The sequence below is a fragment of the uncultured Hymenobacter sp. genome (assembly GCF_964242765.1).
Lineage (GTDB): Bacteria > Bacteroidota > Bacteroidia > Cytophagales > Hymenobacteraceae > Hymenobacter.
Genome location: NZ_CAXTBM010000012.1, coordinates 6,652 through 27,719, shown reverse-complemented (window position 1 = coordinate 27,719; position 21,068 = coordinate 6,652). Strand labels below are relative to the sequence as shown.

The 21,068-nt window shown below is 51.4% G+C and carries 23 protein-coding genes and 1 pseudogene; 14 read left to right on the top strand and 10 right to left on the bottom strand.

Features of this window, described 5'->3' with window-relative positions:
- Positions 1 to 323: 323 nt before the first annotated feature.
- From ACFE7X_RS06950 to ACFE7X_RS06940, 3 genes are all read left to right on the top strand, one after another.
- The gene (locus ACFE7X_RS06950; RefSeq protein ID WP_375435036.1) at positions 324 to 1,616 is read left to right on the top strand and encodes an energy transducer TonB; all 1,293 of its coding nucleotides are present in this window, start codon (positions 324 to 326) and stop codon (positions 1,614 to 1,616) included.
- A 75-nt stretch (positions 1,617 to 1,691) separates the two neighbouring features.
- Positions 1,692 to 1,886 (top strand): SHOCT domain-containing protein, encoded by a 195-nt coding sequence (locus ACFE7X_RS06945; protein WP_375434945.1) that lies wholly within the window; start codon positions 1,692 to 1,694, stop codon positions 1,884 to 1,886.
- Between the two features lie 13 nt (positions 1,887 to 1,899).
- Positions 1,900 to 2,082: a contact-dependent growth inhibition system immunity protein gene (locus tag ACFE7X_RS06940; RefSeq protein WP_375434944.1), complete on the top strand. Its 183-nt coding sequence runs from the start codon at positions 1,900 to 1,902 to the stop codon at positions 2,080 to 2,082.
- On the opposite strand, the gene ACFE7X_RS06935 is transcribed toward ACFE7X_RS06940, so the two are convergent.
- Positions 2,079 to 2,474 carry a transposase gene (locus ACFE7X_RS06935; protein ID WP_375434943.1) on the bottom strand — a complete coding sequence of 132 codons (396 nt, stop codon included), beginning with the start codon at positions 2,472 to 2,474 and terminating at the stop codon, positions 2,079 to 2,081. The two genes, ACFE7X_RS06940 and ACFE7X_RS06935, sit on opposite strands and share 4 nt — an antisense overlap.
- Positions 2,475 to 2,646: 172 nt before the next feature.
- Here ACFE7X_RS06935 and ACFE7X_RS06930 point away from each other — a divergent pair, with 172 nt between their 5' ends.
- The 7 genes and pseudogenes from ACFE7X_RS06930 (at position 2,647) to ACFE7X_RS06900 (ending at position 6,101) form a co-directional block, all read left to right on the top strand.
- On the top strand, positions 2,647 to 2,889 hold the full coding sequence (locus ACFE7X_RS06930) for a hypothetical protein (protein WP_375434942.1): 243 nt from the start codon (positions 2,647 to 2,649) through the stop codon (positions 2,887 to 2,889).
- A gap of 232 nt (positions 2,890 to 3,121) precedes the next feature.
- Positions 3,122 to 3,280, top strand: coding sequence for a hypothetical protein (locus ACFE7X_RS06925; RefSeq protein ID WP_375434941.1), 159 nt, complete (start codon positions 3,122 to 3,124; stop codon positions 3,278 to 3,280).
- Positions 3,281 to 3,408: 128 nt separating this feature from the next.
- Entirely contained in the window at positions 3,409 to 3,585 is a 177-nt protein-coding gene (locus ACFE7X_RS06920) for a hypothetical protein (protein ID WP_375434940.1), read from the top strand.
- Positions 3,586 to 3,735 (top strand): hypothetical protein, encoded by a 150-nt coding sequence (locus ACFE7X_RS06915; protein ID WP_375434939.1) that lies wholly within the window; start codon positions 3,586 to 3,588, stop codon positions 3,733 to 3,735. It abuts the gene before it with no gap.
- Between the two features lie 177 nt (positions 3,736 to 3,912).
- Entirely contained in the window at positions 3,913 to 4,779 is an 867-nt protein-coding gene (locus ACFE7X_RS06910) for a T9SS type A sorting domain-containing protein (RefSeq protein WP_375434938.1), read from the top strand.
- Positions 4,780 to 4,976: 197 nt separating this feature from the next.
- Positions 4,977 to 5,207 (top strand): annotated as a pseudogene (locus ACFE7X_RS06905) (transposase); the annotation flags it as partial.
- 24 nt (positions 5,208 to 5,231) lie between these two features.
- Positions 5,232 to 6,101: an IS3 family transposase gene (locus ACFE7X_RS06900; protein WP_375434937.1), complete on the top strand. Its 870-nt coding sequence runs from the start codon at positions 5,232 to 5,234 to the stop codon at positions 6,099 to 6,101.
- Between the two features lie 121 nt (positions 6,102 to 6,222).
- Here ACFE7X_RS06900 and ACFE7X_RS06895 read toward each other — a convergent pair whose 3' ends face one another.
- From ACFE7X_RS06895 to ACFE7X_RS06885, 3 genes are all read right to left on the bottom strand, one after another.
- The gene (locus ACFE7X_RS06895; RefSeq protein WP_375434936.1) at positions 6,223 to 7,224 is read right to left on the bottom strand and encodes a hypothetical protein; all 1,002 of its coding nucleotides are present in this window, start codon (positions 7,222 to 7,224) and stop codon (positions 6,223 to 6,225) included.
- Positions 7,225 to 7,338: 114 nt separating this feature from the next.
- Positions 7,339 to 7,689 (bottom strand): helix-turn-helix domain-containing protein, encoded by a 351-nt coding sequence (locus ACFE7X_RS06890; RefSeq protein ID WP_375434935.1) that lies wholly within the window; start codon positions 7,687 to 7,689, stop codon positions 7,339 to 7,341.
- Between the two features lie 46 nt (positions 7,690 to 7,735).
- Complete coding sequence (locus tag ACFE7X_RS06885) at positions 7,736 to 8,032, bottom strand: type II toxin-antitoxin system HigB family toxin (RefSeq protein WP_375434934.1); 297 nt, start codon at positions 8,030 to 8,032, stop codon at positions 7,736 to 7,738.
- A gap of 544 nt (positions 8,033 to 8,576) precedes the next feature.
- Here ACFE7X_RS06885 and ACFE7X_RS06880 point away from each other — a divergent pair.
- Complete coding sequence (locus ACFE7X_RS06880) at positions 8,577 to 9,026, top strand: hypothetical protein (RefSeq protein ID WP_375434933.1); 450 nt, start codon at positions 8,577 to 8,579, stop codon at positions 9,024 to 9,026.
- 86 nt (positions 9,027 to 9,112) lie between these two features.
- Here ACFE7X_RS06880 and ACFE7X_RS06875 read toward each other — a convergent pair whose 3' ends face one another.
- The 5 genes from ACFE7X_RS06875 to ACFE7X_RS06855 all read right to left on the bottom strand — a co-directional run bounded on the left by ACFE7X_RS06875 (position 9,113) and on the right by ACFE7X_RS06855 (position 14,495).
- On the bottom strand, positions 9,113 to 10,831 hold the full coding sequence (locus tag ACFE7X_RS06875; protein ID WP_375434932.1) for a S41 family peptidase: 1,719 nt from the start codon (positions 10,829 to 10,831) through the stop codon (positions 9,113 to 9,115).
- 604 nt (positions 10,832 to 11,435) lie between these two features.
- Complete coding sequence (locus tag ACFE7X_RS06870) at positions 11,436 to 11,582, bottom strand: hypothetical protein (RefSeq protein WP_375434931.1); 147 nt, start codon at positions 11,580 to 11,582, stop codon at positions 11,436 to 11,438.
- Between the two features lie 136 nt (positions 11,583 to 11,718).
- On the bottom strand, positions 11,719 to 12,978 hold the full coding sequence (locus tag ACFE7X_RS06865; RefSeq protein WP_375434930.1) for a replication initiation protein: 1,260 nt from the start codon (positions 12,976 to 12,978) through the stop codon (positions 11,719 to 11,721).
- A 402-nt stretch (positions 12,979 to 13,380) separates the two neighbouring features.
- Complete coding sequence (locus ACFE7X_RS06860; RefSeq protein WP_375434929.1) at positions 13,381 to 13,740, bottom strand: hypothetical protein; 360 nt, start codon at positions 13,738 to 13,740, stop codon at positions 13,381 to 13,383.
- Positions 13,737 to 14,495 carry a ParA family protein gene (locus ACFE7X_RS06855; RefSeq protein WP_375434928.1) on the bottom strand — a complete coding sequence of 253 codons (759 nt, stop codon included), beginning with the start codon at positions 14,493 to 14,495 and terminating at the stop codon, positions 13,737 to 13,739. Before ACFE7X_RS06855 ends, ACFE7X_RS06860 begins: the two co-directional genes overlap by 4 nt.
- A 1,232-nt stretch (positions 14,496 to 15,727) precedes the next feature.
- On the opposite strand from ACFE7X_RS06855, the gene ACFE7X_RS06850 reads away from it, so the two are divergent.
- From ACFE7X_RS06850 to ACFE7X_RS06840, 3 genes are all read left to right on the top strand, one after another.
- Positions 15,728 to 16,396: a recombinase family protein gene (locus ACFE7X_RS06850; RefSeq protein ID WP_375434927.1), complete on the top strand. Its 669-nt coding sequence runs from the start codon at positions 15,728 to 15,730 to the stop codon at positions 16,394 to 16,396.
- Positions 16,397 to 16,989: 593 nt separating this feature from the next.
- Positions 16,990 to 18,003 carry a tyrosine-type recombinase/integrase gene (locus ACFE7X_RS06845; protein ID WP_375434926.1) on the top strand — a complete coding sequence of 338 codons (1,014 nt, stop codon included), beginning with the start codon at positions 16,990 to 16,992 and terminating at the stop codon, positions 18,001 to 18,003.
- A 14-nt stretch (positions 18,004 to 18,017) separates the two neighbouring features.
- Positions 18,018 to 20,240 (top strand): tyrosine-type recombinase/integrase, encoded by a 2,223-nt coding sequence (locus ACFE7X_RS06840; RefSeq protein ID WP_375434925.1) that lies wholly within the window; start codon positions 18,018 to 18,020, stop codon positions 20,238 to 20,240.
- Between the two features lie 75 nt (positions 20,241 to 20,315).
- On the opposite strand, the gene ACFE7X_RS06835 is transcribed toward ACFE7X_RS06840, so the two are convergent.
- Positions 20,316 to 20,747 (bottom strand): hypothetical protein, encoded by a 432-nt coding sequence (locus tag ACFE7X_RS06835; RefSeq protein ID WP_375434924.1) that lies wholly within the window; start codon positions 20,745 to 20,747, stop codon positions 20,316 to 20,318.
- Positions 20,748 to 21,068 lie beyond the last annotated feature (321 nt).

Below are 21,068 nucleotides of genomic sequence, written 5' to 3'. Positions count from 1 at the left end.
GTTGTCGTCCTGAAATTACACTGTCGGGTTTTAATGAAATTACCGGGGTAACTGCTAGCTTGCGCCATGCGGTTATTCTTCCCTTGGCGTCTGGTCGTCCTTGCCTTTAGCCTTTTCACGACGACTGTTTTTTCGGGTTGGAGCCAAGTGTCAGAAGCTGCAGCGCCCATTTTAGACTTAGTGTATGCTCAAGTCCAGCAGATGCCCCGCTTACCTGGCGGGGCAAATGATAGGCCAGCAATTGAAGCCGCGATTCGGCAACGGATGACCTACCGCCCCGCTGCTGGAAGCCCGACGATTGCCGCTTCGACCGGGGGCTGGTGATGTTCATCATTGGCCCGGATGGGCGCGTAGGCAAAGTCAAGGTACGTTCCGAGTTAGGACCAGCCTACGATCAGGCGCTACTGGCCGCCGTGAACAAACTCCCCCGTTTTGAGCCGGGAAAGCAGGAAGGGAAACCCGTCGCGGTATTCATCTCCATGGGGGTCGGCTACAGCGCGCCATACAAGGCACCGGCTCCAGCAGCTACCCCGACCAAGGAACGTGTTGCGCCTGGCTGGCCCGTGTTTATGCAGCAACTTACCAGCCCGGCATATCTGACCAGCGGGCAGCGCTTGGATCAAGCCATCGAGCGCCGGTTGTTGCCGTTGCCGGCGGGCGGGAAAGCGCCCGCGCAGCAATTCTTCTTTATTGTCACGGAGAAGGGGAAAATCGAGGACGTTTTCTTTACCAAGAGCATGGGGGAACGCTACGAGCGGGCCATCTTACAGGCCATGAGTTTGCTCCCTACTTTTGAGCCAGGCCGCGTTAACGACCAAGCCGTGCCGACGCTCATGTACCAGGCCATAACCTTCCCGCAGAATGCTGAGCTGCCCACTGGTATCCAGCAGCCATTGCCTCCTTATGATTCCACCAAGGTCTACCTCTACGTGGAGCGAATGCCGGCTTTGCCAGGCAAGGAAGAGGAACCCGTAGGCAATGGCGTTGTGTCGGCTACCGGCATCAAGGAGAGTAAGCTAGTGAGTGAACTACGGCGCCGACTCGTCGTGCCGGCGGAAGTAGCGCAAGGTAAAGTAGACGGAGTGGTGCAAGTTTCCTTTACCGTCGGTCCCAGTGGGGCTCATTACAATCATCAAATTCACAAAAGCCTAAGCCCGGCCTGTGATGCAGCAGCCTTAGCGGCTGTGGCTAAACTTCCTCGCTTTATTCCGGGCCAACAAAGCGGCCGTGCTGTTGCCGTCAGCTTTACAGTAGCGCTTCCCTTCTTTGGACCCGCTCACGTGTTTGAATCATACGAAGTGCCGCAACGAGCCGTCTTCCCTGGAGGCAAGGAGGCCGTTTATACCTACCTAAGCGAGAAGCAGCGTGCACCTGCTGTTATGCAGCAAGAGAAGCTGAGCGGCTATGTAACAGCGAAGTTCGTGGTCGGTGCGGATGGCCGCGTCCGCACCCCACAGATTGTCCGAGGGTTGTGCACCAGCTGTGACGCGGAAGCACTGCGGCTACTTCAAGCCATGCCTGCCTGGGCCCCTGCGCGCAACGCCCAGGGGCAAGCGGTAGCAACAACGGAACATCTTGAAATTAGGATGCCTTCCGCGTCTGCTGGCGCTCGGTAATCTCCAGAGGCTTTTGCGCTCGCTTCCCTTCTTCTATTCATGGGTGGTATCAGCGTGACTGAGATGCTCATCATCATGGGCCTACATCTAACCCTCATCTCGGCCGCGATCTGGCGGTTGTTGCGGCCCGCCAAACAGACGGTCGTAGTACAGCAGCCAAGTTCGCCCATGTCCGTGGCCGACGAGCTGTTCAAGTTGCAACGGTTGCTTGAGCAAGGCGTGCTCACAGCAGCCGAGTTTGAGGAGCAGAAGCGCCGGCTGCTGCGCTAGATTGCCAATCACAATGAAAGATACCCTGAATAAATCGATCAATGAGTTGGAGGGAGCAGAACCCATGCTCGATTCAGATCAGCACGATTATCCTTTAGTAAGCAGATGTCTTGAGCTCAGGAAAAAGCCTCTTAAAAACTACACAGTGGAGGATCTAAGACTCATGATTGGGCAAGGCATGAGGTGGTCCAGTTAGGCAGGACAGTTTAGGGTCGTTAATGAAAGCAGCTGTTGGTGAGCGAGATACGGCCGTTGATAGCCAATACTGGAGTGCAGCCGCTCGTAATTATAGTAATCAAAATAGTCGGCGACACTGGCCTGCGCGTCGGCTAAGTCAGCGAAAACGGGCCACTCCCGGCGTTCTAATTCCTCCGTTTTGAGTCGGGACCAGCGGCTTTCGGCTTGCGCGTTGTCGTAACACTCGCCGCGGCGACTTTGCGAGCGTACGGCCTGGGGGCGGTGCAGCAGAGCGCGGTACTGGTTGCCGAAGTACGGTCCACCCCGATCCGAGTGCACGAGCAGACCCGGCGTTGGCTGCTGAGCGAGCAAAGCCCGTTGCAAAGCAATGGTAAGCAGCTCTTCGGGCATCGTGGCCGCTCGTCAGTTCATACTAGACTTCATCAATTTAAAATGCAAGTGCTGGGCCGGGATTGCCAGCGAGAATACAAGCGGCCAAGTCAAGCTTACTACCACTTGTAGCCAAGGAACTGGCTGTGTTTTTGCTGACCTGTTATCCATCTGTATTACTTATACCATTCTTATGAATACGCTCGTTACTCCTACCTTAGACCTTGCTACCACTAAACGCCACCAACTGTTTACAACGCTTGTCGGGGTAGTAGCTGACCGGCACCAAGCCTACCTCGACGAAGAGGCCACGGTGATTGACTCGTGCTATACGCTGGAGCTAAAGGACGGCGAAGCGCACATCGAAATGGCGCAGTGGGTGCCATTGACTCTCGGTTACGAGTTGTATCACTGCTTTGCCAAGAGTTTTGAGTAAAGTAAAAGCCTCAGCGTCTGCTGGGGCTTTTCGATTCTTTTAGGCCGGCCTGATTTACGGCATTTCCGCTCCTGATCGAGCAAGCGGTTGGGACGTGGCCACACGCGGCGCCCGAGAACTTCACGACGTGGCAGGCCTCCATCATTCGCTCCAAACTCATGGGCAAGACCCCTTTTCCAGCGAAGGCACTGCCCTTGCAGTTCACTCCCTAGACTTAGCACTCTAGTCTCCTATGGCCCCCGGCTATCGACCAGAAGCTGCCAAATGGGACAGCCAGACGTGGCTGGTGGTGCTGTACTTGGCGGTGTTTCCGTTGGATTTCTACGGATTGTGGAAATCAAGAGCGATCCCGCCTTCGGTGAAGGCCGTCCTCGTCGGGGCCAGCGCCTAGCTGTTCTACAGACTCGTTCAGGCGGTTATCGGCCCCTTCTAAATACAGTCGTTTTAACTAGGCTATACTTCCCTACCTCCCGTTGCTGCTGCTGGGAGGCTAGCCGGGGTCACCATACTACTTACTATATGAAGTATCTACTTCTGCTGCTCGTTCTCTGCACCGGCGCCGCCCTGCCCCGGGCCTATGTCCAGCAAGCACCCGGGTCTGCCGCCCCGCAACCCATGTACGGGGTGGCCCGCATCTTGCTCATCAATTCCTCGTGTCAGCTCTCCCTGGCCGATGGCGTGCAGCCCGCGGGCTAGTTGGACTACGTGCAGGAAAACGGGAAAGCGCGCCGCTTTGCCGATGAAGCGGCCGCTCTTAACTATCTCTACTCGCTGGGCTGGGAAGTACTACCCCACGGCATAGAAGCTAGCCGGCACTACTACCTGCTCAAACGTCGTAACCCCTAGCGGCCATCCGGCGACCAACTTTAACACGGTACTAGGCGCTCAAGTGGCTATTGACGCCGACGCAGGGGCTATTTCACGCGTTTTAACCTTTCCCTTACTTCAACGGCTCGAGTAGTTGGTCGGGCAGTAGCAAGGCAGCTGCATGCTATCCATTATATTTGATTTTCCCCTTACTATATGACAAAACTACTACCTTCTTTATTAGTAGCCTCGGGCCTGCTTCTCACCAGTCTGCCCCACCAGGCCGCGGCCCAACTTGTTCCCGCCAGACAATGGGACAAAACGTTTGGGGGCACTAGCGATGAACGGCTGGCAGATGCCCAACAAACCAGTGATGGGGGCTACATCCTCGGCGGCCACTCTACTTCAAACGCCAGCGGTGACAAAACCCAGCCTAGTCAGGGTTCCGCTGACTATTGGGTGGTCAAGCTCGATGCCAGCGGTACGAAACAATGGGACCGCACCTTCGGCGGCAATAACTTTGATCACCCTAACGCGCTACAACAAACCAGTGACGGGGGCTATATCCTCGGCGGCCACTCTACTTCAAACGCCAGCGGTGACAAAACCCAGCCCAGTCAGGGCGGCGAGGATTATTGGGTGGTCAAGCTCGGTGCCGACGGCACCAAGCAGTGGGACCGCAGCTTCGGCGGCAGCGGCGCGGATTACGCTACCACGCTACAGCAAACCAGTGACGGGGGCTACCTTCTGGGGGGGATCTCTAACTCCGGCATCAGCGGCGACAAAGCCCAGCCCAGTCAGGGCGGCGAGGATTATTGGGTCCTCAAGCTTAGCGCTACGCCGCTCGCCACCACCCCAGCCCCTTCCCGCCTCGCTCTCGCGGCCTACCCCAATCCGACCACTACCGCCTTCATCGTGCACGGTCCTGCTGGCACGCCCTACCAGTTGCTCAACCAGCTCGGCCAGATCGTGCGCAGGGGGCGCGTCTCTTCCCAGCGGCTGGATGTACAGGGACTGCCGGCGGGCCTCTACCTGCTGCGCAATGAACTAACCGGCAGTACCAGCAAACTCGTCAAGCAGTAACGACCACTTGACCTTGCGGCTGGGTGGCGGGAAGGGTTCGGGCAGCCATAGCTCTTCGTAAGCCCACTCTTTCTGGGGGCATACTGAGAGGGTCTAACCAAGTGAGACAGAAAAGGGCGTTACCTTCCTTCTGTCATGACTCAGAAAATGAACACGAGCGCGCCCGAAAGCGTCGCCACTAGGATGACGCTTTCCGGGCGGAAGCGTTGCGGCTAGCCGCGGAAAGTCGCAGCACGCAAGCCGCTGCCCGGCAGCTCGGCATCAGCGCCAAACTGCTCTATAAGTGGCAAAAAGCCGCGCAACCTGTGCTAGAAGTGGGCAGTGGGGAAAGGGAAAGTGCCGCGATGCGCCAGCTACAGGCTGAGGTCCGGCGGTTGCAGCAGGAGCGCGACATCCTAAAAAAAGCCTTGGCCAGTTGCCTGCTCTAGGCGCAGGCTTATGCCACCGACCTCGTGAGCCGCTTCCGCTTTGTCCGGACGCAAGCGCCGCACTATCCTGTGCGTCGGCTCTGCCAGGTGCTGGGCGTAGAGGTGGCCAGCTACTACCGCTGGCAGAAGAAATCGGCCTCGCGGCTCCTCGTGCCTGCTTGGGAACAGGCCCTATGTCAGACCTTTGGCCAGCACAAACGACGCTATGGCACGCGGCGACTACGGGCCGAGTTGCGCGCCCAAGGTCATCGGATAGGACGTCATCGCATCCGACAGGCACTACGTCGGCGCGAGCTCGTGGCCCTGCAGCCGCGGGCTTTCGTGCCGCGCACCACCTGTAGCGAACAAGGGCCACGGGTGGCGACCAACCACGTGCTGGCGCGGCCAGCGCCCATGGCGCCCGACCAAATCTGGGTAGGAGACATTACCTATTTACCCCTGCAAAATGGCAATTGGGCGTATCTAGCCGCGTTTCAGGATGTCTATACCAAGCGCGTCGTGGGCTGGCAGGTGCTCGGCACGATGCCCGAAGCGTTGGTCACCACGGCCTTGCGCCGCGCTTTAGTAAGCCGGCAGCCCGCGGCCGGGCTAGTGGTTCACTCCGATCGGGGCGGGCAGTACTGCGGCAAGGCTTACCGACGCTTGCTCCTGGAGCGGCACTTGGTGCGCAGCATGAGCCGCCGAGGCGAATGCTATGACAACGCCCAAGCCGAAAGCCTCTGGTCGCGGGTGAAAACCGAAGTGTTACTTGGTCGGTCCGCTTTTGCTTCTGTTGCGGAAGCGCAGGTAGAACTGGCGACGTATTTTGACTATTACAATCACCAACGGCGGCACTCCGCCTTGGGCTATGAATGCCCGCATAGCTTTGAACAACCTCTTCTAACCAACGCCTAAATCTGTCTCACCTAAGCCGACCACCTCATCTACTATCCATGTACTTAAGCAAGCAAAAAGCCCTACCATATAGCAGGGCTTCTTTTGTTCTATCAAGGATTTGCCTGTTGGACACTGGCAATCAAGGAAGGCCAAGTAGTCGTTTTCTAAGTTGCTCTGCTTCTTTCTTTTCTGCTGCTTCATCTTCTGCTTGAGTACCTGAGTATTGCTGCTCTCCACAGGTTAGGCAAAAGATTTCATCCGTAGAAGGACCATAGAATCGTACACTTCCTTTGCAATTAGTGTAGTAGCAGCTCTCCCTCGTTACAGGGGATTCTATTCTGCAATTAACGCAGTGAACCACAGGCTCGTCCGTCTTAGAGTTGTCCAGCAAAGCCCAACGATAAGGGTAATTATCATCTACTTCGTGAAGCCATAGAGTTTTGCAGAAGGGACAGATATACCTTCTCGCCCTCGTATTTTGGGTAAACTGCTTGGCAAATTTTGCTTTCCCAATAACAGCTTCGACATAGTCTAGTCGCTCAGCAAAACGGGCTAACTCTATTCCAAAGGGATACGCTTCGTGGTTACCAAAAGGATGGTTGACGAATTCATCTAATAGTGCCTGCCACCATTCATCTTTACCCAAAAAGAACAAAAAAGTATCTAAAATGCTATCAATTAGCTTCTTTGGATTTAACTCGGTTCGTGAAATTCCATGTACAATCTGATTGCGCAAAGTCCGCATAGCTTCTATGTGCGCAACAATTTCTGGACTTAGCGGGGATTTAACTGTGGCTGCATAAGTGCGAAGTAACGCCTCCGCAGGAGTAGTGTAGAACTCGTTGAAATCCTTGTCCTCTTGGTCAGGAAGCACCGGCCAATCCTTGCGTCTACCTTCTAGTAATAACAATGGGCTAGTGAGGCAAACACTAGCCTTCATAAAGGATTCTATAGCTTGATGGATTAAAACTACAGCGGTATTCAGCTTGCCTTGGGAGTACTTCCATACGTCTTCCTTCAAGGATTTCTCACCAATGTCAAAAATGACTTTGTCAGTTTGAAAGACAAGGTCGAATGCTTGTACCAAGCAATTTTTGGCAAGGTTCTCAAATTCTTGGTTGTTAGGTAGGTTGGTAATCATTTAATTATTGGGCATCATAAGTTAATGTAAATCAGGGGGCTTATTAAATAACTTATCTGTCTGAAAACAAAAAAGCCCCACCAATGGCAGGGCTGTATCAGGCGGATAAACAAATCATACCGCCTCCAGTATGAATTCAGCAGGTATACCAAGCTTCTTGTAGAGCCTCTTAGCAAAGTCTAAGTTGACGCTCCGCTTTCCATGCAGAATCTCGCTCAACCGACTAGCTGGCACTTCCAGTAGCTCTGCCAACTGTCCTTTGCTCAAGTGCCGCTTATACATTTCGCGTTCAATGCGGGCAATGAGCGAATCAGGATGCACCGGGGCATGACCGTTGTCGTTTTCATAGTCGTTGACCTCATTGCCAAGAGCTACAATTTCGGCAAGGTTGTTTGGGTCATTTTCAACGAGGTAATCCAAGCGCTGCATTGCCGCTTGGTACTCGGATTCATTATTGATTTTCATTCACGGTTAAGAAAGAAGTTTCTTGACCGTAGCACCGAACACAGGCTTATACGGTCGTGATGTCGGGTATGGCGTCATACTCGGCATGGGTACCAAGGAAACGCACGTACACCTGTTTAGCTGGAAAGAAAATACGGACAACCAAGCGGTGCCGATTTCGTCCCACGTTAATGACCCAACGGTCGTTACCAACGTAGTCGGCTTTGGGGTCCCAAGCACGTACATCGGCTCCCATCTCCCAAGAGGAGGCCAGCATCTCATTGTAAATTTCGAATAGTTCAGCGGCTACAGTAGGGTATTGTGCGGCATACTCACGGAAAACGCGTTTCGCAAAAACTTGCATGTGTTGGGCGGAGCGAAATGAAGGGTTTGTTTTTTCATGGGGGTTGACTCCACCTTGTGTTGAGCAAGGTGAAACATGACTTAGGAAAAGGAATGGGGATCATCTTGGGTGGCAATCCAAGATGTGTTGGTGTTAGAGCAGTAATGCAAAGATATACATTTTTACCAAATACAGAAATTTTTTACCAAATACAGAATTAGAGGCTATTTATATCGGTAGAATACCCTCCATAAGACGTCAGGAATTAAGGGCAATAACGTATATAAGCTATCTTTTATCACTCAGTAAGATCATAGAGCTCAGGAATCTATTGCACTGGAGCTCCTAGTGAAAGAGAATTATATAGTAGCTTGATGCGGCGGTTTAGACCAGCTGTGTACAACTTGCGTCTGCGGTGCTCCATTCAGCAACTGTTGGATTATAGTAAGCTCAAGTAATGGGCCTGTAGGCTAAGTAGCCCAAATGGCAACTTTGTGCCCATTGATTTTCTTTGATTCCTGAGAAGAGTATGGTACGTTCTTTCCAATTGATTCGGGTCCTTCTTGTGGCCTTCGTCCTGTTGCATACTGGCTGCAGTCGCCGTCAAGCATTTGGTACAAGCAAGCCACTAAAGCCCATTTTCGATGTACCCGAGCTAGTTCATAAAAACATCGATCAATTAAACGCTCTCTTAAGTACCTCAACGCAACAAGACATTCCCTTACCCGCTATTGTGTTGGCGAATGGCTATACGACTAGGGAGCGCTCGTTTCGGCAGGACACGCTAACTCTTTTTGTCACCTATAATGAACAGACGCGCAAGGTTTTTCACGTCTTTCTAACCACTGACCACCAGCGAGTAGCGGATGTTACCCCGCTGATGCAATTAGGCAACCTAGAAGGTAATTACCCCCGCCTGTTGATTGAACCTAAAGTTATTCAGGACGCAGGCTATGCGTACCGAGGTATTTGGGTGTGCACCAAAAAGCAGGATGTGCAGTTAAAGCAATACTAGGCTGTACCTAAACCGATCTTCTCTTTACAAGCAGAAATGCCGCCCTTTGGAAAAGAGCGGCATTTCTGCTTGTAAGAGCTTACCTTCTACTTGGTCGCGGTTACTAGTTGTACGGCTTTATCCCGTACCTCATCTTTCCCGTTCCTTAGGCCCTCGGCCGTCGGATGGACCTCAATATCGGGCACGATGCCGACGCGTTGGGTTTCGCGCCCATCCGGGTAGTACACGCCCGTACCCGAAATGCGGGTAACCAGATTACCCGGCAATACGATGCGGGAAATATCGCCATCCGCGCCCCCGGTCTGACTGCCTAGAATGGTAGCACGCGGGGCGGCGCGCAAAGCCATTGCGGTGTACTCGCCTTGGCTGAGCGTTGCTTCATTCACTAGGACCGCTACCCGCCCCGCGTACGGCGTGGAACCGGCCGGCTCAATTGGTTTCGGCTGGTACTCTACAAAGCGGCCAGGATACCGCGCATCAAAGGCGGCAAACTTAGCGAAGACGGTAGGTTGGCTGATGAAATACGACAGGAGTTGGTTGGTCACAAACTCGCCAGGGTAGTTGCGTAAGTCGAATACGATACCGTCCGTTTGCTGAAAAGCCTGCATGATCGTCGGCAGTTTGGCGCGGGTGATGGTGGCCAGGTTCACGTAGCCCACTTTCGGGGTTAAAAACTGGTAGGTGCTGTCCCCGACGGCGGGCTTAACCGGCGGCACCGTCCCGAGCTTGAAGCGCGGCGCGGTCAGCGTTAACGACTTGCCGGCGCGCGTCACTTTCACTTGCATTTCCGGCGTGCTGCCCCGTAGTAAATCTATGGCTAGCGAGCGCAGTTGCGCTACTTTGTTGGAGCCCGGCGTTCGGGGCAGGCGTTGCGTAACCCATTCGTCCACCGAAACCCCATCGACCTCGGTTATCCTATCGCCGGGCTCCAGGGGCGGTTGTACCACTTGGCCATCGTGGCGCACGCGGATCACCAGCGCTTTAGCCTGGATAAACTGCACGGCCGCGGCCACGATGTAGTCTCCTTCCAGCGGACTCAATACTGGGTCTTGTGTGACCGTGGCGTGGCTATCGTGCAGGTCGGTAAACAATGCCAGCGCCGTTTGCCGGTATTCGAGCGCATTTCCAGCCCCCAGGAAGCGCGGAATGTACTTGGGCAGGATCTGTTGCCAGTCGGTGTCCACGGCGTACTTGTAGGGAAAGAAATAGGCTACTATGTTCCAGTACCGGTACAAGGCCAGCAGGCGCAGGCCGGTGTTGGGGTAGAGTTGCGCCGCATACGCTTCCTCATGGGGAAAGGCGGGAGAGGCGGCATTGCCCCGGCCCACGTAATACGGCTCCCCCTGGTAGCGGTTCGCTGCTACGTTCGTCAAGAGCTGCGATAAGGCGGGACTAAAGTTCTTTTTATCAGCGAGCCAGCGCAAGTCCGGGGCCACCCGAACCGGTTGGCTTGGCTTATCGGCACATGTAGCGCAGGCGGGCACCGGCCCAAGCTCGGTGATCCAGGAACTGAGCGTGGCGCTACGCTCGGTAGTGTTTCGGCTGGCTAGCACCGTAGGCAGTACCTTGAATAACTCGGCATCCCAATCCCGCTTCCCAGCGGCTACGGCCGGGTGGTAGTACTTGAGAAAGCCCCATACCTGCCCCAGCACGGTTAAATTCTCGACTTGTTGAGCTGTAGGCTTGGCAAGATCGAATTCCGAGCCGGCCGGGGCGGATGTAGTTGCTGCCATTGTCGTTTGCGCCCTGGAAGGTTGAATCGGCCCACTGAGTAGCAGGAGTAGTAAGTAGAAGCGGATGGTCATAGAGAGTACTTAACCTGCGGTATGAGTTAGGCGCAGGGCCTAAAAAGGATTCAAATTCCTGTCCTGTTCTTGGGGCTTCCCAGTAGTCGCTAACGGTTTGACAGGCTTGAGAAAAGCATTGCGTTGCGCCCGAAACGCCGCCAGCATCAACAGGCCGTACAAGAGCATGCAGTATACGCCGGGAAAGCTGTAAGTGAATTCACCGGGCACGGGGCTGAAGCAGATGTAGCCCCCAAGTAGGGCCCATAGCAAGGCCGTTACCAGCAGAACTTTACTCGCTCGTCCCATATGATGTCGTTGCCGAAGGCGAAGAGAACCTTGGTGATCAGCGGACGTCATGAGACGGCGGTTTGGAAAGCTGAAAAACGATTGGCGGCTAAGCCCACGCAGAGGCAGCCATATTCTGGTGTGGGGCCCCACATGCCGTTTTGGTTCCGCTCATTTGTGCTGTTCTCCATCGGCCTTACTCCCTACTGCCCCCCTGCTTATGTTGCCTTTGCTTCCCATTGTCTGAAAGAGGACGCCCTGCTGCTGGCGTCCAGGCTTGGCTTCTTCCGTTTTAGAGATTGTTTATCCCATCGGCATTAACCGGGTGACAATATAGCTAGGGCAACGCCGTAACTGTCCAGCCACAATGGCGAGGCAGAGCACTTAGTTGCGCTAAACGATAGTCAATGCCAAGCAGCTTTAGCTTCTCCCGCATTTTCTTCTCCATATCCTGCCGCTTGACGCGGCGGTTTTGCTTTTTCAAGCACTGGTCACGCTATCGTCTGAGTAGAAGCTTTCTGGGATCTGAGTTGCAACTGCCGGAGGTCGGTCGGCTTCTTAGCTCACTTCGTAAGGTGCCACTAGAAGGCAATTGGGTGAGTATAGAGGTACTACTCTTTTTAGCGTTTAACCAACCAGTCAACCCCAGTCCGTTGCTCGATTACGAAGCCTTCATTTAAATACAGCCGTTGTAGGTGTTGCTCGAACGTCTCCTCTCCTATCATCTTTTTCAGGAATGGTCCAGGGTTCTGATACATCTGTTCAACTTCTGCCAAGGGCATGGCGACTTCCTCTAGAGTTTCTATTGGTTGCACCGCCACAGGACGAGCTGCTGACTTGGCTTGGGCTTCCAAGTATTCCGCTAGCAAATATTTGTCAACTAAAGCCTTGTAAATGGCTCCGGCAGGCTTCTTCACCTTGCCTAGTCGCAGTTGCTTGGTAATGCGAGCTAACACGAAGTCTACGTAACCAAGAGGGTATTCACCCGCTTGTAACTGTTTGCTGATCTGTTGCACACTGCGTTTGCTGACGCCAGCCTTCAAAAGCTCCTGATGCCAGGCTGGAATATCAGTATGTTCAATATTCTCAGATTTTTTAGTATGCTGAATATTTTCAGTTGTTTCGGCATTCTCGGTTACCTCAGTATTTTCGTTTATCACAGGATCTTGAGGTTTTCCAGAAAGCTCAATTAAAAACCTGATCTTCTGTACTATTTGATTCTGCCGCTCCAATTCAAAGGTAAAGGGCATATCCGTAGCGGCTAACTCGCTTTGCGCCTTATCCAGCACCCGGGCTTTGAAATTAGAAAACCGGGGATACTCATTCTCGGCAATATCGAGCATAAACCGCAGTTGCTCTAAGCTGAGCGTGCGCTGCCCGAAATCCGCATATTCCTTCAGCAGCCAATAAATGCGCAGTGCGTAGGGACTCTTTAATTTACGCAGTTCGGCCAAGGCAGCGGTGGTGAAGTTGCCGCTCTCCCGCAACTGCAATAGATAAGGCATGATACTAGGGTTGAACGAAGCCAGTACCCCACCCCGGTCACCCTGGTACTCCACCGTATCCATTAGGGAAATAAACTTGTAGTTAGGCCGCTTACGGCGCCGCCGAGTACCGGGCTCCAGTTCCTCAATATAAAGGGTGAAAGAAGTTAGCTTTTCGCAAACTTCTTCCAGCAACTGGTAAGATGAGCCTCCCCGATCGGTAAAGCCAATCTCGGAGAAAGGGACAAAGTGTTCCCGAAAGTCGGTGTCGTCAAATTCAATGCGGGCTAGTAGAGCTAAAAACAGCCGCATCTGCAGGGGCACAAAGCTGAAGCGGGCGTTGATTAGAGCATTGTGTTGAGTGACAATTTTGTCGGCTTTCTCGGGCTTGTTCATGGCAACGTCAATTTTGTAGCAACCTAGGCTTACTCACGACTCACGTCATAGTTGTAGTAACCTCACGTCAATTCTGTAGCAACCTGACGTCAATCTTGTAGCAACTTCACGTCATAATTGTAGCAGCCTATAATTAGTGACGTCAATCTTGTTACACCCTCACGTCATAACTGTAGTAACCTCACGTCATAATTGTAGCAACCTCACGTCAATCTTGTAGCAACCTAAGCCCATAAACAATTGATTAATAGATAGATATAGCGGCTGTAATACTATAAGTTACTAATCAAATAAAACTAGCTAGTAGTTTATTTTTTTTGAAGGATTAAAGGTGAAACTGAGACAGAACCGAAATGATATAAAAAAGTACAAAATGGAAATTGCGGGTTGTGCTAAAATATACTACTTAGAGTTCAGTTTGCGATTAGTCTTGCGCAGCTTCTCAAGCACATGCGGCGGCAGTTCCCGTTGAGCAGCTGGTAATTGAGCCAAGGCGGCGTGCAGTGCTTGCTCAACAAACTCACGGATTTCGAAGCCAGGTTCCCAGAACTCCGCTTGTTTGAGCTGTAGATAGGTGCTCAGGCGCGTGTAGCTGCCAAATGGTACCCACCGGTCTTCCTCTTCGTTAGCGTCGACTGATGCCGGCTCAGGGGGCACGGAGGAGGCTGTCGCATTCAAAGCCGGAAACATCAACTGGTCCGGCGTGGGGCTGCTAGGCTGGGAGAGATTGGCGCCGAAACGTTTTTTGGGGGGACGACTCATAGCCGGGAAAGAATTTCAGTGGTAAGGTGATCGTAGTCAACAGCCCCGTTGCTGGTAGGGGCATACTCGTACAGGTTTTGCTTTTCGATTTGTGCTTCCGAGAGCTTCCCGTTCTGGCGTATGCTGGTAGCCATCATTAATTGCCCTAACACCGGGTTCTCGCGCATGGTAGCCACAACGTCGTGGTGCAGCGTTAACCGATAGGCCGAGGAGTACTTAGTCAGGAACAAGCCCCCCACTTTCAGCTTAGCATTGAAATTCTTGCTCATTACTTTACACGCTTCGAGCAAGGTGTTGAGCCCTTCATAGCCGTAATACTCGGGCTGGACGGGAATGAATACGGCTTCCGACGCAACTAAGGCCGCATAGGTAAGGCTGGTGAGTGCCGGTGGGGTATCAATAAGCACGAAATCGAAGAGGCCTTCTACCTCCTGCAGGGCGTCACGCAGAAAGAACTGGTAAGCGGGCTGCTGGCCTAGAATCTTCTCCATCTGGGTTAATTCCAATGCCGCTCCTACCAGCGCTTGCTGGCTGTTCACTGGCGTGACTACTTGAGCGAGCGTACGGTCACCCCGAATAACGTGACCTAGATGATAAGGTACCGGGGTAGCAAAACTCATAGTCAGGTTGTGCTGCGGATCACAGTCCACGAAGAGAACCCGGTTGCCACGTTCGGCCAACTGCTGGCCGACATTGAGCGTGCTAGTGGTTTTGCCTACGCCCCCCTTATGGTTGGCAAAGGTGAGGATGCGCATAATGGTAGGATCTTGGTTCAGCCAAACATACTGAATAGGTTCGACTTATTGAATACACGCACCATATTGAGTATGGTGGGTATTCTAAAAATTCTCAGTATACTGATTATATCGAACATACGCGGTTTATCGAGTTAGCTGTACTTTCCAAGAATATCTAGTATACCTGGCACATGAAGTTTATATGATATACTGCTATCATATAGCTGTGCGTAGAGCTTTATAAGTCATTGAAAAATAGATCCACTTAGCCAAGCTAGTAGCAGGAGAGGCGGTATAATTAATTGGCAATCAGCCGTAGTGTTCCCGCATTCAACAGAGAAATTTACCTTAAATGAAGTTGGGATTGACCTGTTTTAACTTTGTCAACCCAATCTTTTACCTGTTATCAGAACGATGTTTGTAACCATTTCGCGAAGAACGCAAATGAATTCTTGTAAGGTGAGAGTAGGGTCGAACACTGCTTGCACCAATGTTAAAGAGACAATCAATTCCCGTATGCTGGTCCAACGCATGTATGGCAACGCTTACTCACCGCGAGTTGTTAACTAACCTGCGACAGTCTTACATGGTGCTAAACCAGGCGGTTAAATGGCTTTGCTCTCAGCATCACAACCAAGCATAGAAGGACAGAATAACAGTTGACGTGCTACACCCTAATTGTAACCAGTACCATACAATAAGGAGTGATCCCAAAACCAAGTCACATTTAGGTCAGGGAAAGCGATATTTGAAAAGTTAAATTTGTGTTCTTTAGCAAAAGAATTGATCGAAGTAATTTCAAGTCGAAATAGCGGTCCGTGGGGTTGTCTGTTAACAACGCTGACAAGGGTATCAAAGCAATTTGTAGACCAGCGAAACCTGTTGGCCTCAATACTACTTAGGCAAAGAAGCCTGGACTTAACTGGAACTCGACGGTCTTTTTTAAGATGAGAGCAAAATGAAATCCGCCTCTCCACAACAACCAAGCAGCTAGCAGTAGCGGGTGTTTGAGGCATAAGGTATAGTCGAAGGCGGTCGCTTAGCCGCCTTGCCGTGGCCGTCTGATCAACTCTAGTATAAAAACTGAATTAGCAGGTTTTATACCAAGTAGTCTCGGTAAAAAAGGAAGTCGTTGCATCAAGTAAAGAGAGGAAATTACGCAAAAGGGGAGGGACGTAACGTTTATTGAACGTTCCTTCAATAAACGTTACGCTGCCTATCTTGCCGCCTCTAACAGCCTGTTCCCTCGCATGCTTCCGCGTCGCTACGTTCCCTACTACCGCGTCTCCACCATTCGCCAAGGCCAGTCTGGTCTAGGCCTCGAAGCCCAGCGCGCGGCTGTACACGCCTTCGCCCCTCAACCGGGCCAGCTGCTCACCGAGTTTGTCGAGGTCGAAAGCGGCAAAAAGAATCAGCGCCCGCAACTGTTGGCCGCAATCGCTGCCGCCCGTCAGTACGGGGCCACCCTGCTCATCGCCAAGCTGGATCGGCTCTCTCGCAATGCCGGCTTTATCCTGGCCTTGCGCGACAGCGGGGTGGATTTCGTCTGCTGCGATATGCCCGATGCCAATACCTTAACGGTGGGCATTTTTGCTATCATCGCCCAGCACGAACGTGAAACCATTTCCAAACGCACGAAGGATGCCCTCGCAGCTAAGAAGGCGAGAGGAGAGACGTTGGGGAATCCGCAGAATTTGACGATGGCAGCCATTGCTAAGAGCTTGCAGGTGCGTCAGGTTAATGCGGTCGAGAATCCGCAGAACCGGCAGGCTAAGCGCCTGGCCGTCTCACTGCACAAGCAAGGACTTTCCTTGCAGCAAATAGCTACCGAATTGAATGAGGCTGAGTTTCGCACCCGTCGCGGGCAGACCTTTTGGAAAATGTCGGTTCAACGGCTGCTACGTCGTGCCACTATATAAGTAAAATTCTTTAAACACATGGCGCAAAACTTATTAAAGTGTAATCTACATTAATAGGTGTGCTTGTACATAAAATCTTATTTCGTTACAAAACGTGGACATATCAGGTATAAACCACCTAGAAATAATGCTTGATGACAAAAAGCATCAGTGGGTGGTTGATGAAAAATAGAAAGCGTTGCAGCTTTGCTGTGATTTTACAGGAGCAAGCTTTTCGAAAGCGAATAAAATTCCACTATAAAAACTATAATTATTCAGGCAAACTATGTTTGCAAAAATGGTTGCTTATGCGATAAGTTAAGTTCGAATTGAAAAGTGCAAATTTATGCACCAAACAATTTAAAATCAAGTATTTATAAACTGGGCTCAGAATATAGAGTTCTGTGCCCAGCCTACCATTAAGCCTAAGGCATGTAGGCACAGCACCATGATTGGAATAGTTTCATTATGTCAATAACATCAAATCTTTTTATGATAATGATGAATATAAAAAAATAAAGAAAATCTTTGCCACTAAATTTATTGGCAAAATTCCAATAAAAAAGGTATATACATTTGCTTGGAGTTCAGTAACCAGTACTACGCTTCTCCATATGCATCAGCTAACCCTTCCCCCTGGCCTTAGTACTGCTCTTGCTGCTCACCCTACCATCCAACAGTGGCTTCGAAAGGTCCTCATTTGTGACCTGTGCGCGAGTACTGTAGAAGCTTACGCATATGCATTACAGGACTACCTCAGGTTTTGTGAACCTCGCAAGATCGATTACATCGCGGCAACTGAAGCTGATGTTCTACGCTATCTAGCAAATCTTAAGAAACGCCCAATTGTGGAAGGTGCTATTGTTCATCGTGTGGGATTATCCAGCGCAACACGGCACAAATATTGGGAAGCATTAAAGATGTATTACCGCCATTTAGTAAAGGCAGGTATACGCGATACCTTACCATTAACTCAAGATGAGCATACTCTCCTGAATCGGCACGGTAACCCTCGCCGAGGGGTAGTTCAGGTGGAACGTAAACTAACGTGGATTCCTACTCATGAGGAGTGGCATCACTTTCTTAATTGCATGAGAGGGGAGTCGTTACGCAACTGTCTGATGTTAGCGCTGAGCTACGAATGCGCTTTACGCAAAAATGAGCTCTGTACTCTGCAAGTCACCGATATAGTGGGGACCTTACTCACGTTGAGAGCCAAGAAGACGAAAATGAAGCGCGACCGGCGCTCACAATTTTCAACTCGTACGCGCCAATTGTTGGATCTGTATTTAAAAACACGTCCCCACATTTCCGGTAGAGGCGGTGAAACTCTCTTTGTATCAGAAGCAACTCAAAATCGGGGCCAACCAATTACTGATTCCGCATGGCGGAAAGTTATTGACCGGGTAGCTGAACGAGCGGAACTACCGCGTTTTACGCCGCATACGATCAGGCGCTTATCCGCCAATCACTTTGCCGACCAGGGGTATAGTCCAGAACGCGTGTCACGCCATCTAGGCCACTTCAATAAAAATAGCACGGGACGCTATCGGCAGCAGATGCCAGAGCAGTTGCTTGTCGGATTTGCTCGGGTTATTGGTGAAACCATTGTTCCCAGGCCACAGTAACGCTATTCACCGATATGCTGATAATTGAATGGCCCTCCCAACTTGCGCACTTTAACCGTGCAGCAGGCTTGACTACCCGTGAAAAGGCCTTTCTGGCCACTTGGGTTAGTCAGGCTCCAGCAGACAAGAAGATAGCGCACCGGAACCGGCAACAGGAATTGCAACAGGTGCAACGGCTGATCCAACCCATCGAAGCAATTTTTGCGGGTTGTGAGTATGCGGACCCTAGCCAAAAATACATTTTTGGCTGTTGCGCCTTATTGCTGAAGGAAATGCATGAACGACAAACGGCCATGTGGGCGTGGGACGAGGCCACGTGGCTGGAAATCGTTGGTGTTACTCAACTGGACTTTCGCGACCGGTACAGCGACTTTCAGACCGATTGGCTGCCTATGCTACCTAATTCGTTTTGTTTGCGCCCTATCTTGGTGAACTGTGCTTATCTGATCAAAGGTGTTGCGATTCATCAATTTATCACGGGTTACCAAATAGGCACCTCAGCCCGGCGCATTTTGGGGGACCAAGCCGTCGAGGTCGCAATTGAGACGATACGCGCGGAAATGAATCGGACAGGACGATCTGCCTATTTTAACGTTCCGGGCCTGACGAATTGCATTTGCTTGGCATTGCTATTGAACCGGAAGCCAGAGCTTGAAAAGCTCACAATAGACATTTTGCAACAGGTATCGGCGAAGCCTAACCTGTATAAAGCGTTAGGGAACGCTTGCGTGACAATTTCAGAAGCGCTCTATAGCCAAGGAATACTTACCCAAGTATTGCCACCGCTAACTGGCGCTTTCCAGCTGGCGGCTCGAAAAGCAAAAGTACCCACTCCTAAAAGGCGCAAGGATCTCTTGCCACCTGAGTGGGGAGAGCGTCTCGACCAGTGGTGCAAGGACTGTGGTAAACAGCCACGTACAGTTGAGTCGCAACGCTCGCGCATCGCCAAGATCATCCGTTACGTTGTCGACAAGTACCCGACGAAACATCTGCCGCATCAATGGACTGCCGGTATCGCTCAAAATGTAGTGAAAACCGCCGACAAGATGCAGGTAGGCCAGTGGAACAATCCCTCTCATAAGCGAAGTATCACTCGTGCTGGTGAGGAACTGAAGCCCAGGGGTAAAGCGCAGCTTATCAATGCCATTCGCTGTTTCTTCAACTATGGTCAGAGGGAGAAATGGTTTAAGCTTCGTTTTAATCCAGATATAGAATTAAGAACTCCAGCGGAAATCATTGCTGAAATTACGCCTAATCCGAAGGCTATCGAGGATTCGATTTGGGAAAACCTGACGCAAGCCGCAATATCCCTTACCAAGGAAGATATAAGAGTTTTAAGCGACGGCTTGAAAATCAGTGAACATGAGGCTTCTTATCCTTCGGAACTGGTGCAGGCACTGGCTTGTGTCTTGATTTTTGGCGGTTTACGGCGAGACGAAATCTTGCGGTTAGAAAGTGGGTGTGTCCAACCACCTCCTCATTATGACCATGACTCAGCGGCCCGAAAGAACACATTAACCAACATATGTATTTTAAAAATACCAGCGAATAAGTCCTGCGGTGAATTTAGAAAACCAATTGACTATCGCTTGAAAGCGCCAGTCGACGCATGGGAAGCCTTACGGCCCACGGGGCGTCGGCGCCAAGATAAAACGTCCAGAGAATTTGTCCATTTCATCTTCGAATGGCGTGGCCGAAGCATTAGTGCCACCTATATCAACCAGGTGTTAATTCCTATGCTGTGCCGTAAAGCACAGGTAAATGAATATGACACGAAGGGGCGCATTCACTGTCACCGTGTCCGCGCAACATTAGCCACTCGCTACTATAAAGCGGGCCTAGGAATAGAAGAATTGCGTCGGTGGCTTGGTCACGGGAACCAAGTGAGTATTAATAATTACCTTGATTTAGATGATAATTGGCTTATCCAACGGCATGCTGAGGCAGTTTGTGATAGCAGGACAGCTGCGCCTGATGTATTGCTTAGTAATCCTAACGCGCCGCATTTGCTTAACTCTGGTCAGGAACCCGAATTTGTTGAACAAGAAGAAGAAATAGGCCCAGGCAACTACCTAGCTCATTTATATAACTTGCCCAAAATGTCCAGTCAAGGCTTTGTGTTGAGCACGCAACAAGGCCTAGCTGACTTGTTACGGAATGTTGACGTGACGTCAGCTGAGCGGCAGCTTCTAGCCAATATGAACGATTTGCTTATCCAAATTGCTGCTCGTTCTTAACACGTACAAGTGAATGTAGTTTTAATGATTCCGCAGTGGACTATGCTCCTCTGCTTAGAACCAGTAAGACTCTTCTCAGGATGCCTTGGAAGGATATTCAACCGTCAACAGAACCGGGGTAGCTTCGATCGTATTGAAAAGGCTATCCTTGCCTTCTGTAATCCAGCCTTTGTCAATGCCTTCTTGTAAATACAATTGGGCAGGCTGAGAAAAGCGTGGTAACAGGCTTTCTAACACCTCAAGACTAGCTGTATACGTATCGTTAATTTGGGCTAGCTCGGGGAGCATGCGGTTGAGTCCATACGCTTCCACGCTGGTAAGAATAAGCGTTCTGACGAACTCGGCGTAGCGCTCGGGATCCGCCCGGAGTGCAGCAAACAAGGCTTGCTCATATTCGTGGCCTTTAACATCCGCATCTGAAGCAGGCAGCACAGGAATACTTGGCACATGCTCACGCAGTTCCACTTCAATTATCACTTTTATTTTCTGAATCTGTACGTTGCTCATGTGGGTATGGAAGAGAAGGGGACACAAAGGCGATGGCAGGAATTCATACGCTGAGCAGGTTCAGCAACTATAAAAAAGTAGCCTAGACTAGGTAAGCCATAGCAAGAGAGAGCAAATATACAACAGGAGGCAGAATAAGGACCGATCGGTCCTTGCGCCCCGTCTCGGCAATACCGGCCTTTGTCACGGCATGCCGGTACAGCAACAGTCTCCTTTTTTGCGCGAGCTAGCCCGTCGCCTAAAAGCCGTCCGGGAGGAACGCCACCTTACCCTTCAGGAGGTGTATGATGCAACGGGCGTACACGTCAGCCGCCTTGAATC